General features: G+C 46.3%; 15 protein-coding genes. All 15 read right to left on the bottom strand.

The window, feature by feature from the left end; all coding sequences use genetic code 11:
- Window positions 1-104 precede the first annotated feature (104 nt).
- The 15 genes from L3V30_RS06440 to L3V30_RS06510 all read right to left on the bottom strand — a co-directional run bounded on the left by L3V30_RS06440 (window position 105) and on the right by L3V30_RS06510 (window position 16,322).
- Window positions 105-1,238 carry a flagellin gene (locus tag L3V30_RS06440; RefSeq protein ID WP_005393103.1) on the bottom strand — a complete coding sequence of 378 codons (1,134 nt, stop codon included), beginning with the start codon at window positions 1,236-1,238 and terminating at the stop codon, window positions 105-107.
- 506 nt (window positions 1,239-1,744) lie between these two features.
- Window positions 1,745-2,899 (bottom strand): flagellin, encoded by a 1,155-nt coding sequence (locus L3V30_RS06445; protein ID WP_006743025.1) that lies wholly within the window; start codon window positions 2,897-2,899, stop codon window positions 1,745-1,747.
- Between the two features lie 422 nt (window positions 2,900-3,321).
- Window positions 3,322-4,515 (bottom strand): flagellar hook-associated protein FlgL, encoded by a 1,194-nt coding sequence (gene flgL / locus L3V30_RS06450; protein ID WP_237308548.1) that lies wholly within the window; start codon window positions 4,513-4,515, stop codon window positions 3,322-3,324.
- A 13-nt stretch (window positions 4,516-4,528) separates the two neighbouring features.
- A complete protein-coding gene (gene flgK, locus L3V30_RS06455; protein ID WP_012842055.1) occupies window positions 4,529-6,469 on the bottom strand; it encodes a flagellar hook-associated protein FlgK in 1,941 nt (646 codons plus the stop codon).
- 159 nt (window positions 6,470-6,628) lie between these two features.
- Entirely contained in the window at window positions 6,629-7,555 is a 927-nt protein-coding gene (flgJ, locus tag L3V30_RS06460; RefSeq protein WP_237308578.1) for a flagellar assembly peptidoglycan hydrolase FlgJ, read from the bottom strand.
- Window positions 7,556-7,571: 16 nt separating this feature from the next.
- On the bottom strand, window positions 7,572-8,663 hold the full coding sequence (locus L3V30_RS06465) for a flagellar basal body P-ring protein FlgI (RefSeq protein ID WP_145532375.1): 1,092 nt from the start codon (window positions 8,661-8,663) through the stop codon (window positions 7,572-7,574).
- Window positions 8,664-8,706: 43 nt separating this feature from the next.
- The gene (gene flgH, locus L3V30_RS06470) at window positions 8,707-9,486 is read right to left on the bottom strand and encodes a flagellar basal body L-ring protein FlgH (RefSeq protein ID WP_006743029.1); all 780 of its coding nucleotides are present in this window, start codon (window positions 9,484-9,486) and stop codon (window positions 8,707-8,709) included.
- A 30-nt stretch (window positions 9,487-9,516) separates the two neighbouring features.
- Window positions 9,517-10,305: a flagellar basal-body rod protein FlgG gene (flgG, locus tag L3V30_RS06475; RefSeq protein WP_005382032.1), complete on the bottom strand. Its 789-nt coding sequence runs from the start codon at window positions 10,303-10,305 to the stop codon at window positions 9,517-9,519.
- An 18-nt stretch (window positions 10,306-10,323) separates the two neighbouring features.
- Complete coding sequence (flgF, locus tag L3V30_RS06480) at window positions 10,324-11,073, bottom strand: flagellar basal-body rod protein FlgF (RefSeq protein WP_237308549.1); 750 nt, start codon at window positions 11,071-11,073, stop codon at window positions 10,324-10,326.
- Between the two features lie 289 nt (window positions 11,074-11,362).
- Window positions 11,363-12,676 carry a flagellar hook protein FlgE gene (gene flgE, locus L3V30_RS06485; protein WP_005393123.1) on the bottom strand — a complete coding sequence of 438 codons (1,314 nt, stop codon included), beginning with the start codon at window positions 12,674-12,676 and terminating at the stop codon, window positions 11,363-11,365.
- A gap of 30 nt (window positions 12,677-12,706) precedes the next feature.
- Window positions 12,707-13,417 carry a flagellar hook assembly protein FlgD gene (flgD, locus tag L3V30_RS06490; protein WP_005393125.1) on the bottom strand — a complete coding sequence of 237 codons (711 nt, stop codon included), beginning with the start codon at window positions 13,415-13,417 and terminating at the stop codon, window positions 12,707-12,709.
- 17 nt (window positions 13,418-13,434) lie between these two features.
- On the bottom strand, window positions 13,435-13,848 hold the full coding sequence (gene flgC, locus L3V30_RS06495; protein ID WP_005393132.1) for a flagellar basal body rod protein FlgC: 414 nt from the start codon (window positions 13,846-13,848) through the stop codon (window positions 13,435-13,437).
- Between the two features lie 5 nt (window positions 13,849-13,853).
- Window positions 13,854-14,249 carry a flagellar basal body rod protein FlgB gene (gene flgB / locus L3V30_RS06500; RefSeq protein ID WP_005382026.1) on the bottom strand — a complete coding sequence of 132 codons (396 nt, stop codon included), beginning with the start codon at window positions 14,247-14,249 and terminating at the stop codon, window positions 13,854-13,856.
- A 307-nt stretch (window positions 14,250-14,556) separates the two neighbouring features.
- Window positions 14,557-15,384 carry a protein-glutamate O-methyltransferase gene (locus L3V30_RS06505; protein WP_005382024.1) on the bottom strand — a complete coding sequence of 276 codons (828 nt, stop codon included), beginning with the start codon at window positions 15,382-15,384 and terminating at the stop codon, window positions 14,557-14,559.
- Window positions 15,385-15,395: 11 nt separating this feature from the next.
- Window positions 15,396-16,322: a chemotaxis protein CheV gene (locus L3V30_RS06510; protein WP_005382022.1), complete on the bottom strand. Its 927-nt coding sequence runs from the start codon at window positions 16,320-16,322 to the stop codon at window positions 15,396-15,398.
- Window positions 16,323-16,347 lie beyond the last annotated feature (25 nt).

Below are 16,347 nucleotides of genomic sequence, written 5' to 3' on the forward strand. Positions count from 1 at the left end.
TGCCTTGTCGAACATCCTGTTGGGACGCATCTAAATCGTTAATAGCCGATAAGCAAAAAAGCCAGGGATGAGCCTGGCTTTTGTATCTTGTCTTATTAAGGTGATTAACCTAGCAGACTTAGCGCTGAGTTTGGCGCTTGTTTCGCTTGCGCAAGGATTGAGCTTGACGCTTGCGATAGAATTTGTGACTTGGTCATTTGAGTCGTTTCTTTCGCGAAGTCAGTATCTTTGATACGGCTCTTCGACGCGTTCACGTTCTCGTTAATGTTGTCCAAGTTGCTGATTGCATGGTTGAAACGGTTCTGGAATGCACCCAGCTCTGCGCGGTGGCTGTCTACGTATTTCAGTGCCGCATCGATGATAGCGACAGATTCTTGTGCGCCACCAACTGAGGTTACGTCGATAGTATCTACCGTTACTTTTTTACCTTCGCCCAAACCTAGCTCGCCAGATAGGCCGCCTGAAAACTCGACTTCGCCTTCGACTTTGTTGTTGCCAGCAAAGATTTGCAGTTTACCGTCTTGGTCTACTGAGGCTTTCACTAGGTCAGTTTGACCGTTAATGTAAGTCGCAAGCTCTTCGATATCGTCACCCGCTTTTGCGCTGATGTTGATTTCTTGCTCTTGGCCGTAGCTGTCCGTTAGGTTGATTTTTAGGTCGTTCTTACCTTCAGCAACGTTCCAGTCTTTACCTTTACCACTTTCAGCTTGGTAGCTCACACCGCCCATCATTTTGTTGTCTGAGCGCATGTCTTTTAGCTCAAGCATCACGGCTTCACCGTTATCCGCACCGATTTGGAACGATTTCGCACCGTGTGTGCCGTTTAGTAGCTTGTTACCACCGAAAGACGTGGTTTCTGCGATACGGTTTAGTTCGTCATTTAGCGCGGTCACTTCTTCTTGAATCGCCACACGCTCTGATTTCGAGTTTGAGCCGTTTGCTGATTGTAGAGACAAGTCACGCATACGTTGAAGAATGTTAGTGGTCTCGTTCATTGCACCTTCAGCGGTTTGTGCAATTGAAATACCGTCGTTCGCGTTGCGAACCGCCACATCCAAACCACGGCTTTGTACGTTCAAACGGTTCGAGATTTGTAGACCCGCAGCGTCATCTTTTGCGCTGTTGATTTTAAAACCTGAAGACAAACGCTCCATAGAAGTTTGTTGAGCTGAGTTTGCGTTGTTTAGGTAACGCTGAGCGGTCATCGCTGATACGTTAGTGTTTACATTCACTGCCATGGTGATTTCTCCAATTGATTTTCCGGTGTAGCGGTTTCCGACGTCTCGGAAAACCAAGTAGTTCTCTCAAAGTTACCTCTATTAACGACACCAAATTCAGAAGCTTTAGAAAAAAATTTAAAAAAATAACATTGCGAGATTTAGCTAATAAAATTGAAGAAAAGTAAGAAAAAGTGCTCAAGTTTCCACAAATCGAGCCGAGAGGGCTAAATTGTATAGAAAACCAGCAAAAGGAAACAATTAAAGGTAAGTTCGCAGACGATAGACGTGAGAATTAGAAAAGAAAAAGCCCCTTTTCCTTTGAGAGAACTGGGGCTAGGTTGGTCGCCAGAGCCTATGTGGAGATCAAGAGAAATGAACACATTTCCGGCATACCGAGTGCAACTTTACATTGAAAATAATTGGCAGGTGAGAGATGAGAGAGCCGCTCATTCTATTATAAAGTTGCTTGCCAAAAGCCTGCATTCCCATCCACGTCTGAATGTATTGAGTACAGGCTAAGTAAACTACTGCAATAGTGACATTGCAGAGTTTGGCAACTGTTTCGCTTGAGCAAGAATCGATGTACCTGCTTGTTGCAAAATTTGTGCTTTGGTCATTTGCGTGGTTTCTTTCGCAAAGTCCGTGTCTTTAATTCGGCTGTTCGACGCGTCAACGTTTTCTTGGATGTTTGCCAAGTTGTTGATGCTGTGGCTCAGACGGTTTTGCTTCGCACCCAAGTCCGCACGTTGTGAATCCACGTATTTCAGTGCCGAATCCAGCACAGAGATAGCGTTTTGAGAACCTTGTACGGTTGTCATATCAATATCTTGTACTGATGTTCTAAGAGGTTCATCGCTCAAACCAAGCTCAGACGCCAATCCACCCGAAATTGAAATCTCACCCTGAACGTTTGGATGTGCAACAAAAACTTGTAACTTGCCATCTTCACTTACAGACGCGTTGATCATATCAGACTGACCATTAATGTACGTAGCAAGCTCTTCGATGTCGTCACCTGCTTTTGCATTAATGTTGATTTCTAGATCATCGACATTGCCGTCTTCGTCTTCACCCATACCTGGCAAAGTGATTTTTAGGTCCGATTTAGCTGGGTCAACGCCCCAATCTTTATCTTTACCGTTTTCCGATAAGAAGGTCACACCGCCCATGCGAGTATCGTCCGCACGAATGCTGGTTAGCCCCATGATCATTGCTTCACCTGAGCTCGCACCAATCTGGAATGCCGCTTCACCGAATGAGCCGTTCAATAGACGACGGCCACCGAATGACGTGGTTTCTGCGATACGGTTTAGCTCGTCAATCAATGCCATTGACTCTTCGTTGATCGCCTGACGCTCAGCCGGAGAGTTAGTACCGTTCGATGATTGGATAGCAAGGTCACGCATACGTTGCATGACAGATGTTGCCTCATTCATCGCACCTTCAGCGGTTTGTGCAATCGAGATACCATCGTTCGCGTTACGCATTGCGACATCTAGACCACGAGACTGTGCAGTTAAGCGGTTAGAGATCTGTAGACCTGCCGCATCATCTTTTGCACTGTTAATCTTATGTCCTGAAGATAAGCGCTCCATCGACGTATTTAATTCGTCAGTCGCTTTGTTTAGGTAACGCTGCGCGGTCATCGCGGAGACGTTAGTACTAACTGTTACAGCCATTTTGCTCTCCTTTTGAGTTCGCAAGCTTTTGCGAAGCGGCCAGCTTTACTCTCATTTGGATAAGCACTGACCGTAAAAATTACTTGCTAAATCTGCCTTAAACGCAGGGTTTAGAATCTCTAAATCTGTTCTGATATTTTCAATACAATTTGTGTGCCAACTTATAAAATTTATTTCACCGCTTTTAAAAGAAGCACATAAACAATAAGTTAGCGTTATCACTAAACCATTTCCGGATAATGAGGCTCATCTTGCTTCATAGATATTGACCGCTACTTTGTTGCCGCCGACTTGCCTCTCGCGTCATTGCCGCTTTGGGTAAAATCGTGCCGCATAGCATGACTCTCAATTTACGTCGATTTATCGCGCTTAAGGCTTTGCACATAAGGCATCAAAATCAGACACTGTGTATGAGTGTCATACTAGATGTAGTTAAACAACGTTAGATTTTTGGTCTTACCGAATGCTTGTTGCGATGCCTGTAACGCTCGCGAGTTTTCACTGAACTCGATAACGGCTTTAGAGTAATCCAAATCCTCAAAGTTGCTCTTCGCTTTCGCCAGAGACAAATTAAAGTCTTCGTGGTTTTGCTCTTGGATATCGAGCGTGCTCAATCGAGCTCCGGCATCAGTACGCGCTTTATTCAAATGGATAAAAGCAGCGTGAAATTCTTCTGTCATTTGGTGCAATTTGGCGGTCGCCGACGTATCCGACACCGATTTATCTGACCACGCCATTGCATCCTTGAAGGTATCGAAAATGCTGAACTCTGCCCGCTTTTCGATCTCGATGCTGTCGCCAGGCGTAATTTGACCTTTTACGTGCACTTTCAGGCCTTTGTACTCAATGCCTTTTTCTGGAGAAAACTCATCGGCATCCACGACTTTACCGTTACGCTCTAGTTGGTAACCAAATTTGCCGTTGTTCATATCGACAAATGTCACGCGATACGCGGCATCATCCTTCGTATCAACGTTAGTGGCTCTATTTAATAGCAACTCAGAGCCATTTTGTAGATCGTAATTCGGCTGATAATCGCCAAATGGGTTTGGTATCTCCATAAACAGCTTGCTGCCAGGATCGTTCATTGGCATCTCAAGCATGCTGGAGACTTTCATTTTGCGCTGGTAATCGTCTCCAGCGTACTGAACACTACCGTCTTTATCGCGATAGAATGGTTGGCTTTTTGGCTTAGTGCCAGCAAACACGTAGTTACCAGATTCATCTTGCGAGTTCACTAAGTTAAGGAAGTTGTTCGCAATCTCTTCTAGCTCACGCTTCTTTGCTTGTCGGTCTTCCGCAGAAAACGCACCGTTAATCATCTCCATCGTTAAGCGCTTCGACTCGTCGACAAAATTCTCTGCATTGGCGATATTAACTTCGTGGTTTTCTAGACGATTACGCACCAACACTATTGAGCTAAGGTATTGTTGTAGCTGTTCTTGTTGCTGACTAATATTTTGAATGTAATGCGACGCAAGGGGATCGTCGCTAGGTTTCAGTAACTTTTTCCCTGAAGCAAGTTGCTCTTGGTTATGGTGAACCTTATTCTCTTGACGACGCAAATCATTTTGTACGGACTGATAGTTATGGAAACTAGAAATTCGGGTTAGCACTTATCTCTTCTCCTTACCTCAGTTGTAAAATGGTATTGAAGGTATCATTCGCCGCTTGCATCACACGTGATGAAGCCATGTACGCTTGTTGAAACTTCATCATGTTGGCCGCTTCTTCATCGAGGTTAACGCCAGAGATAGAAGCAACGCGCTCTTGTGCCGCCTCATGCTCTAAGCGAGCGACAGAGGCTAATCGGTTTGCTGTAGAAGATTTCAATCCGACTTCGGTATTGAGGTTGTGATAAACATCAATCAAAGTACTGGATTTTCCGTCCATCATCTTATCTGTTTGGATCTTCTGCATTTTTCTCAAGTTGCCATTACCACCTTCCGAAGGCACCAAGTTCGCGGTGAACTTGTCATTCATCAGCGCACCTTCGCTCAACTCAAACACGGTTGCATCGCCGTTTTTATACAGCGGATGACTTTTCGGCACTGAGATTTCAATCATCGGGTTATCTTTGTCTAGCGGGTATGAGTATTTGTCCGATAGCAAATTGCCTTTGTTGTCCGTGATCTTTAACCACGGCTTATCATGTTTCTCGTCGGCTGGTTGTACGGTGACCTCAAACTCTTTGACATCCCCCGCCTCACGAATTTTGAACTTGGCGTTACCTTGAGCAAAAGTGGTTGAAGCTTCATAACTTTGCGCTGCAATGGCTTTTGCATCATTGGTTTCCATCTTGATGATGGCTGCGCCACTTCGTGTTGGGCGCAATAATACGCGCTCACCAGCGGCAAGACCTTCACCGATTTGCACTTTCATACCATCCAGAACAAACGAAGAATCCGATTGATCAATGTTCAACGACATTTGCTCACCTTTCGGTGTTGTCACGCTATACTGGTCGCCATCATAACGTAGCGAATATTCACCACCTTTGATCGCTGAAATATCATCAATGTAAACCGCAACATCTGCTTGAGAGTCAGGCGCAGCAAAAACTCGAGATTTTGCCACCAGCTCAGAGTTCACGTCGGTAAATACGTCTTTACCTATCTTACCGTTAAGATCCAGGCCTTGAGATTGCAGCTGATTAATTTTGTAGGAAAAGCCCGTCGCTAAACGGCCCATTTCATCCTGAAGTTGCGGAATGTGTTTGTCGCGCATTTCAAGCAAGGCACCGATTTTGCCATCCATGTCGTCAGACTTGATCGCTTTAATGCCATCTCCTTCCACCATCGCTAATCGTCTTTGGTGAACATCAGGATAGCCGTCAATCATTTTGAGCTGGCTTGCTTCCGTGCCAGAAACTAGCGTGTGCCCATTGCCGATGTGAACATTAAATCCTTCCGCATTTTTGCGTGGGGTTACGGTTACTTTGGTGTACTCAGATAGCTCAGTAACCAGCTTTTCATGCTGGTCCATCAAATCATTGTGTGGACCGGGTGTGCGCATCATTAACCGATGCACATCGCGGATTTCCAAGGCAAGTTGGTTCACGCGTTCAATGCCCATATCCAATTTTTTATTGGTCACGTCAGATTGCAATCGCACAGTTTCATGGAAGTCATTTAATGTATCAGAGAAGATTTTCGCCTTTTCCAATACCACTTTCCGTGCCCCCAAATCGTTCGGGGTATCTGCCATGGTTTTGACCGCATCGAACCACTCATTCAAGTTCTCTGGAATTTTCTTCGATGCCACAGAGCTCAACATGCTAGAGAGCATATCAAGATTGTCTTGGGTATCCGTTTTGTTGGCATTGTTGGTCGACGACAGGTTCAGTTCATTCACGGCAAACTGATCCCACGAGCGGCGAACATTTTCCACATGCACACCCATGCCGTAGGTAGAACCACCAAACATGCGCGGATCATTCGTACCTTGGATAACAGACTGGCGGCTATAACCCTCTGTATTAACATTAGAAATGTTATGACCAGTGGTGTTTAATTGTCTCTGAGCAGTAAGCACACTTTGAGTACCTACATTCAGAAGATCTGACGCCATACATGCCCCCAAAAACGAAATAAAATCGGCAAAACCGATCACCTATACACATCAAAGCAAAAGGTGTGCCAAATAAAAGAGAGGTGTGAATGTTCAGAAAAAGTAAAGGCTTACACTGTGGCAAGCCTTCGAAAACAACATTAACTGGCGAAGAGTAAATTACATACTTTCGATTTTCTGCTTCACCTGCAGGACTTTGTCTGAGTAATTCGGATCGGTCGCGTAACCCGCGCTGTGGATGCCGCGAATGAAGGACTCTGAATTCCCTCGCTGTTGCAATGCCGTCTCGTAACGTGGGTTGTCATTTAAAAAGCGCACAAAGTCATTAAAGCTGTCTTCGTAATTTGAGTAGGCGCGAAACGCTGCCGTCTCTTTCACTGGCGTATTATCGTGGAACTCTAGCGTTTGAGTCGTCACTTTGTCACCCTGCCAGCTTCGATCTGCTTTGATGTTAAATAAGTTGTTGCTGCTGCCACGCGCGTTCTTCACTACCTTTTGTCCCCACCCGGTTTCCAAAGCCGCTTGCGCAAGTAGCAGAGATGGCTCGACACCTAGGGCTTTCGCGGCTTTCTCCGCGTATCGCTTCATCGAGTTAACAAAAGATTCTGGCGAATCGAATCGAGTTGGTTCATTGCTTGGTCGAGATAGCTGACCAGATTCAATCAAGCGCTGTTCAATCTCACGCGCTTTTTTCGGGTCAACACGACGATATTCCACGGCATTATTTGCCGCATCACGCATTGCCGTTTCACTCTTGTCGTTACCTTGCCCAGCCGTTAATTGCTTAACAATCATATCGGCCAAGCCCATTGAACCAGACGAACTGAGCTCACTCGCCATCTGCTCATCCAGCATTTGTCGGTAGAACTTCTCGTTCTGGCTGTTCATCATGTTGGACTCAAAGCCCTCGTTGGCTTCTCGCATGGATTTCAACATCATGGAGGTGAAAATAGATTCGAACTGACGAGCCGCTGCACGCAGTGCTTCTTGCTCGCCATCTTTACCTTCTTTCACTGCTTTTTGACGCAGGGTATCCAGCGAACTGATGTCATGAATAAAACCAATGTCGTTAGGATTGTTCATTATACCTACCTCCTAACCATTAAATGATGATCAACTGGCCTTCAATGGCGCCAGCTTGTTTCAATGCTTGCAAGATAGCCATCAAATCCGACGGCGCTGCGCCGACTTGGTTAACAGCACGGACCAAATCATCCAACGTTAAGCCTGGCTCGAACTTAAACATCTTGCCCTGCTCTTCGCTAACTTCGATATCCGAGTCTGGCACGACAACGGTTTGCCCACCAGAAAAGCCGTTCGGTTGGCTAACATTCAGGTTTTCTTTGATCGCAACCGTCATGCCACCATGCGTTACCGCAGCAGGTTTAAGGCGAACATGTTTACCAACTACGATGGTACCCGTGCGAGAGTTAACGATGATTTTGGCTGCGCCATCTGCTGGGTCGAACTCTAGGTTTTCAATTGCCGATAAGAACGCCACACGCTGGCTGACATCACGAGGGGCACGTACACGTACCGACGTCGCGTCTACTGCACTCGCCATTTGTGGGCCAAGGAAGTTGTTTACCGCATCCGCCATACGTTGAGCCGTTGTGAAATCTGACTCAAGCAAGTTGAACGTGATGTAATCGCCACGACCAAATGGGTTTGGAATTTCGCGCTCTACTGTCGCACCACTAGAGATAAGACCAACGGTTGGATTGTTACCTACGATTTTGGAACCGTCAGCGCCTTCAGCACTGAAACCGCTCACCACTAAGTTACCTTGAGCAACCGCGTAAACTTGACCGTCGAGACCTTTGAGGAACGTTTGTAGTAGCGTACCACCACGCAAACTTTTGGCACTACCGATAGAAGAGACTGTCACGTCTACTTGCTGACCTGGTTTAGAGAATGGCGGCAACTCTGCCGTTACCATGACTGCGGCAACGTTTTTTATTTTCGGCTTTGTGCCCGGCGGCATCTGAATGCCGAAGTTTTGCAGCATGGCGGCGAAACTTTGCTCCGTAAACGGGTTCGCTTCGCCTGTGCCAGGTAAGCCTGAAACCAAACCATAACCCACGAGTTGGTTGCTTCGTACACCTGCCACTTGCGCGACGTCTTTGATACGTGCAGCTTGGGCAGCGGTAGCAAACAGAGCAACGCTCATCAGTATTAAAAGGAGTTTTTTCATGCTTACTTATCTCTTGCAGTCAAATTGCCGTCAGCACGGCGTGTTATAGCGCTACATTAAAGAATCGTGCCAAGAAACCCGGCTCTTGCATATCTTGTTGTACACCGGTGCCAGAGTACTGAATTCTTGCGTTAGAAACGCGGTTTGATGCAATAGTATTGTCGAAACTAATGTCATCCGGACGAATAGTGCCGCTTAAACGTATGTACTCATCACCCGTATTAAGCGTCATCCATTTTTCTCCACGGATAACGAGGTTGCCATTTGCCAAAACTTCAATCACCTCAACAGTAATGTAACCACTGATGCTGTTACTCTGCTTAGCAGAAGAGTCACCCGCAAATGAGTTTGAGTTATTTAAGTCATAAGAGAAATTGTATTTGCCACCAATTTGCAGCTCTTCTCCGCCCACTTGAAGCGGGTCCATTTGCGCTTCATTGGTTTTCGATAAATCGGCATTGGCGCTTTTCGTGGCGCTGGTAGTCTCATCCAGTGTCACAGTAATAATGTCGCCAATACCACGTGGCTTGGAATCGTCGTAAAGATCGGTAATGTGCTCAGCGCTAAACAGTGAGCCTGTTGCAGCAGCATAATGCTCAGGTTTCTTTTTCGGATGAATCGGAGCCCATGCAGGATCACCCGCAACCGGATCGCTTCTGCCACGCAGTGTATCCACGATACCGCTGCTCTCTTCTTTCGATTTATCGCCTTCTACCGCATCAACCACCGTCGTTGCTTGTGTCACTTCATCCGTTTCAATCGGCTCTAACATGGCACAACCCGACATCGTGGCAATCAAAGCAAGTAGACAAATACGTTTCATCGTGAGCTCCTCAATTCTTGCTCTTAACCGTTATAACTGCTGGTTAACAAAGCTCATCATCTTATCGACTGACGAGATCACTTTTGAGTTCATTTCGTAAACGCGCTGGGCTTCGATCATGTTGACCAACTCTTCCGTTACATTCACGTTAGACGCTTCCAGCATGGATTGACGGATTTCACCCAAACCGTCCAAACCAGGAACACCTTCTTGTGGATCGCCACTGGCACCCGTTGGTAAGTAAAGGTTCTGGCCAATTGGCTCTAGGCCTCCTGGGTTAACAAAGTCTGTAATGGTTAGCTGACCAACGACTTGGTTGTCTTGCTGACCACGGACTCGAACCGATACTTCACCATCCGTACCGACAGTGATAGAAATCGCATCTTCTGGAATCACAATTTCAGGTTCTACAGGGTAGCCAGAACCCGACGTGACTAACGTGCCTTCACCATTTAACGTGAACTGACCGTTACGGGTGTAACCGATGTTGCCATCCGGCAACGTCACTTGGAAGAAGCCGTCGCCTTCAACCATCATGTCCAGTGCGTTGGTCGTTGTCTGCGCATTACCATGCGTGTGCACTTTTTGCGTCGCAACCACTTTAGAACCCGCACCTAGCATCAAGCCACTCGGAAGCTCAGTGTTCTGAGATGATTGGCCGCCAGGCTGGTTGATGTTCTGATAGAACAAATCTTCGAATACCGCACGGCTCTTTTTGTAGCCGACAGTAGAGGCATTCGCCAAGTTGTTCGAAATCGTGGCAATGTTGGTTTGTTGGGCGTCTAGACCTGTTTTACTTACCCATAGTGCTGGATGCATAGTGAACCTCTAACTCTGTTAACTCATACGAAGCAGTGAATCTGAAGATTTATCCATTTCTTCAGCTGTGCTCATCACCTTGACTTGCATTTCAAACTGACGTTGTAAGTCAATCAATGCGGTCATTTCACCTACGGCATTCACGTTACTGCCTTCAATCGCTCCTGTCTGGAGGCTAACAGTAGCGTCTGCTTCGTAAGGTTGGTTTGGAGTTTTATGGCGAAATAAGCCATTGGTGTCTTTAAATAAGCTTTGATCATTAGGCTTAACAAGCTTGATGCGATCAACCGCTTGGAATTCTTCCGCCGGGGCACCTTGAGGAAGCACAGAGATGGTGCCATCCCGACCGATTTCAATTTTAGAGAGAGGGATAGGCAAAGTAATCGGCGCATCGTTTTCACCCAGCACCAAATGGCCACTTGCGTTAGTAAGCATGCCATTTTGATCGACTTTTAGGTTACCGTTACGGGTCAACCCTTCTTTACCCGTGTGATCGAGTACCGATATCCAGCCGCTGCCTTCAATCGTCACATCCAGATCACGCCCTGTTGTAATCACGCTACCTTGAGCAAAGTTATGCCCTGGACGCTCTGTCATGCTGAACACACGTGAAGGATGGCCTTCACCATAAGCCTGCATTGAGCGAGCCTGTGCTAAATCCGCACGAAACCCTGTCGTGCTTACGTTAGCCAAGTTATTAGCACGCAATTGTAGTGCCTGCATATTTTGCTTGGCCCCACTCATTGCGAGAAACAGTGCGCGATCCATAAATTACTCCAAAAACTTCTCTGTACACGGAGTAAAAGCAATAGTTATGCCAACATAAAATGAGCTTATTTATCAAATATTTAAATAAGAAACAAAAGATTAAGAGGGGTTTCAGTGGCAGAAAACTGCAACAAGGGGCAAGGTTTTGATCCACATGGCGGCAACGGCGGCAAATCAGAGATCAAAGCATGCTTAGCCTGAACTGAGGTATTTTCAGGCTAAGCATCAGATGAATGTCATGATGTTATCAAGCCAAGCGGCGAAAGCGCGCCTAACTTGATGATGCAGATTATCGGATCTGCAGGATATTTTGTTGTAGCTGGTTGTGCACTTCTAGCGAACGTGAGTTTGCTTGGAAGTTACGCTGAGCAGAAATCAGGTCCACCAGCTCCTGCGTCATATCAATGTTTGACTGTTCCAGCATACCGTTGTTGATGGTGCCGAAAGAGCCTTTGTTAGATTCACCCCAAATCTTGTCACCAGAGAACTGAGTTGAATCCCATTGCGTACCGCCCTTCTTATCCAGACCTTGCTCGTTTGGAACACGTACTAGCGCGACACGACCCAATGTGACGTTTTCACCGTTTGAGTAAGTCCCCATTACGCTGCCGTTTTCATCGAAGTCAACCTTGGTTAGGAAGCCCGTTGTTGCACCGTCTTCATCGAACTTGGTCAGTTCGAACGGAGCAGCAAACTGTGTTGCCGAGCCTAAACCGAAGTTAAGCGTCTGCGCAGGATCGGCACCATTCATATCGACTGGTGTCGTGTTCGTCGCCGGATCGCCCAGTGCCACAGACGTAATTGGCTGACCATTGTTCAAGCTCGCCAACGTACCATCGTTGTTGAACTTCATGGTATGACCCACATGGCCTGTTGGCGTTTGTGCATCACCTGCCGCAACATTTAAAGGCTTTTCACCTTCTTTATCTGTCACGGTGTAGTAAGTGTTCCACGTGTTTGGCTGAGTCTGATCTTTCAAGTAGTACGTCGTTAGCTTGTAAGACTGACCCATCGAGTCATAAATAGTCGAAGAGGTTGAACGGTTGTATGTATCTGGGTCTGAAAAATCAAACTGAGTCGGATCTTTCAAATCGCCGTTAGCTGGCAAGTTCACGCCCACTTCAATGTTTGCTGTTTGCTTTGGCTTACCAAATTCAGCAGGAATATTGATAGGTTGTGGCTCGTATGAAGAAACCTCACCAGAGCTTGGATCAACTTGGTAACCTAATAAGAACTCATCGTTCGCGGTCACCATGTAGTTTTCTTTATTTAAATGGAATGCACCATTACGTGTCAGTTCATTCTGTTGTGGAGTCAGACGCTCCTTCGCCACGGCGAAGAAACCTGTACCCGAAACACGCAAATCCATTGGGTTGTTGGTGTAAATGCTTGAGCCTTCATGGAACTGCTGCGCCACTTGGCTTGCTTGCGCACCACCACCCGGAGTGGTTTTTGCATTAGTAAATAAAGAGTTAGAGTAAACATCAGCAAACTCAGCACGGGACTCTTTAAAGCCGTATGTGTTGGCGTTCGCAATGTTGTTACTGGTGGTGTTCAAATCCAGTTGTGCGGCGGACAAACCGCTTAAAGATACATATGACATTCCAAAATCTCCTAATCTAGCGAGCTATGACTACGCTTTGCCGACTTCCAATACTTCTGCAAGTCGAACTGGCGATTCAAAACCAGCCAGATTGAGTAATACGTTTCCGTCACCTTTGCCGAGCAATACGCTATTTACGTTGGCATATGTCGATACTGGGAACTCTTGCGACTCCCCTTCAACCAAGCCAGACGCTTTCACTTTGTATTTGCCAGCAGGCAGTGGATTTCCGCTTTCATCTTTACCGTCCCAAAGCACACGCGTGTCGCCGGCTGGTTTCGCCCCTACCTCAAAAGTACGAACCAGTTGGCCAGCTTCATCCTCTACACGAACAAACAGATTATCGATAGATTGTGAAAGCTTAACCATTGCCGCCATTGGCGCGTCGTCCTGCTTCACACCTGCCGCTCCTGGGACCAATACGTCACGTCCTACCAAAGAGGAAGCTTGTAACGCTTGGTTTGATGTCATTGACGAGTTCAAACTCTCAAACTGAGTGTTCATCTTGCCAATGCCATCAACGGTCGCAAATGAAGCCATTTGCGCAATCATCTGGTCATTACTTACCGGCTTAAAAGGGTCCTGTTGAGACAATTGCTTCGTGAGCAATGATAAGAAGTCTTCCTGCTTTAGGTCCTGCTTACCCGTGCTCTCTTCCGTCTTCTTGTTGCTCTCTTGTAGACTTTTAAGCTGGTCGATATAGGACAAGCCGCTTTGACCAACGTTGTTAATTCCGGCCATACGCTACCTCCTTATCCTTATTGACCCATCTGCAGCGTACGCAGCAGCATTTGTTTACTAGAATCCGCTACTTGCACATTGGTTTGGTATGCGCGAGAAGCTGAAATCATGTTCGCCATTTCTTCCATTACATTCACGTTCGGCTTGTAGATGTAGCCTTCTTCGTTTGCAAGGGGATGGTCTGGGTTGTACTCCGCACTCAGCGGTTTATCGCTTTCTACAATGCCCATCACTTTCACTGGCACCGTATCACCGCCACGCATGGCGTTACTTAACTCAGCTCCAAACACAGCATGGCGCGCTTTATAAGTGTCTTTTGCAGAGCTGCTGACACTGTCGGCGTTCGCCAAGTTGCTTGAGGTAGTGTTCAGACGAACGGATTCAGCGCTCATTGCGGAACCTGTCACATTGAAAACGTTAAATAAGCTCATCTAAATTATTCCCCTTTGATTGCTTTGGTTAAGTTCTTGAATTTGCTGCCTAGAAAGTCGAGTGATGCTTGGTGTCTGATTTGGTTTTGCATAAACAAGTTACGCTCTAAATCCAAATCAACCGTATTGCCATCACCCGTATCAGGTTGCGTAGGAAGACGATATAGCTTGTCCCCGACCAACGTTGTAGTGGCAGGAATATGCCGACCATCCGTACGACTAAGACCAATGCTTGCCCCAGATGTTGCCGCTTGCAATTCCTTCGCAAAGTCTAAACCTCTTGCTTTGTAACCAGGCGTGTTGGCTTGTGCAATGTTGGTGGAAATCACCTCAGCATTGCGCTCACGTACGCCCACCGTGTGCTGGTGGATGCCTAGTGCATTGTCAAAAGATATAGCCATGTTTGCCTCTACAATTAAGAACTGACCGTGATTGATAACCAAAAAGCAACTATCATGCCAAAAATATAAATCGCTCTATCTACTTAATAGCTATCACCCATTGGAATAGCAATAAGTGAGCCAAAGTGACTGGAATGTCATGTCGTTTCACTTTGTTCACTTAATAAAGATACACCGTGATGAGGGAACAAAGCAAAATCGCGCTTCAATTTAGCAAGTGAAAACGTGGAAACACTCGAAGGCAGGAAACCAGCAAACAAAAAAAGCCTGACACGAGGTCAGGCTTTTTATCAATGAAGAGATACCGCTATTTAAGCTTGTAAATGATACCCGGATTACAGCGCACCATTTCAAATTTATCAGTCAGACCAGTTAGCGACTCTGATGCCCCTAACAGCAGATAACCACCTGGGTTTAAGCTGCTCGCCATTTGGTTAAGCACTTTTGATTTCATTTCCGGTGAGAAGTAAATCAGCACGTTGCGACAAAAAATAATGTCGAACTTACCCATCAGTGCATAACTGTCCATCAAGTTTTGTGGACGAAAGTTCACCAAACGTTTGACGTTGTCTTTGACTTTCATACGGCCACCGTCCGCATTCTCAAAGAAGGTGCGGCGACGTTCTGGTGAAAGTCCGCGCCCTAGAGCCAAATTGTCATACACACCTGCACGACACATCTCGAGCATACTTGCTGAAATGTCTGTTGCTGTAATAGACACGTTTGGTAACAAACCCGGCTTGCGCTGTTGCGTTTCCAGAATCGTCATTGCAATAGAATACGGCTCTTGGCCCGATGAACTGGCTGCAGACCAGATCTTGATTGGGCGCTTGCTTGCCGCTACTTCTGGCAATAATTTGTCAGCTAAAACTGTGAACGGATAAGTATCTCGAAACCACAAGGTTTCGTTAGTCGTCATCGCGTCCACAGCGGCCACTCGTAATTCACGATTACGCCCTGTAACAACATCACGTAGCAAATCTGATAACGATGCTAGCTTAAACTTCGTCACTAAAGGACTCAGTCGGCTACGCACAAGGTATTGCTTGCTATCACCTAACACGATGCCACATTGCGATTCTAGAAAACGGCTAAAGTCACGATACTCTTGATCACTGATTGTAATAGCAGTCATTAATGTCTCTTTTATTGTGTTAATGCAGATTTAACCGCGTTACCCAATTCATCTGGGTTAAATTTCGCAATGAAGGTATTGGCACCTACACGCTCAACCATAGCCTGGTTGAATACACCACTTAATGAAGAATGGAGGATAACATAAAGGTCTTTCAAATCGGCATGTCTGCGAATTTCAGCCGTTAAGGTATAGCCGTCCATTTCTGGCATTTCAATATCGGAAATAACCAACGAAATTTGATCGTAGATATTGCCTTCTTGAGCCATTTCAATCAACTTATTGTACGCTTCTTTGCCATCTTTGACAGATACGACCTCGAAACCGATTGATGTAATCGCACGCTCTACCTGTTTACGCGCGACAGTCGAGTCATCGGCAATCAATATACGGCGTACAATAGGCTTTTCTTGTTCTGCTTGCGCGATTTCTTCACCGATAGCGGAATCCATCGTTTCATCAACCGGCGCAATCTCCGCCAGGATTTTTTCAACGTCAAGGATTTCAACCAGCTCGTTGTCGATGTTCGTCACTGCGGTCAAGTAGTGCGCTTTACCCGCACCGTCTGGCGGCGGCAAAATCGCTTCCCAATGCATATTGATAATACGCTCAACCGATGATACCAAAAATGCTTGGATCGTACGGTTAAATTCTGCGATAACAACAAAACATTTATCCAGATCAGTGGTTGGGCGGCCACCAATTGCCAGGCTCAAATCAATAACGGACACGGTATGGCCGCGGATATGAGCGATACCTTTTACCAGCGGGTGTAGATTTGGCATTGAAGTCAGCTTAGGGCACTGCAGTACTTCTTTCACTTTGAATACGTTAATGCCGTAGCGCTGTCGGCCCATCAGTCGAAAGGTCAATAATTCCAATCGGTTCTGACCGACGAGTTGCGTACGCTGATTCACCGAGTCAAGAATCCCCGTCATATGCTCATCTCCATCTCAAACTTTT

Origin of the sequence: Vibrio sp. A1-1 (assembly GCF_021728175.1) — a bacterium.
Lineage (GTDB): Bacteria > Pseudomonadota > Gammaproteobacteria > Enterobacterales > Vibrionaceae > Vibrio > Vibrio diabolicus.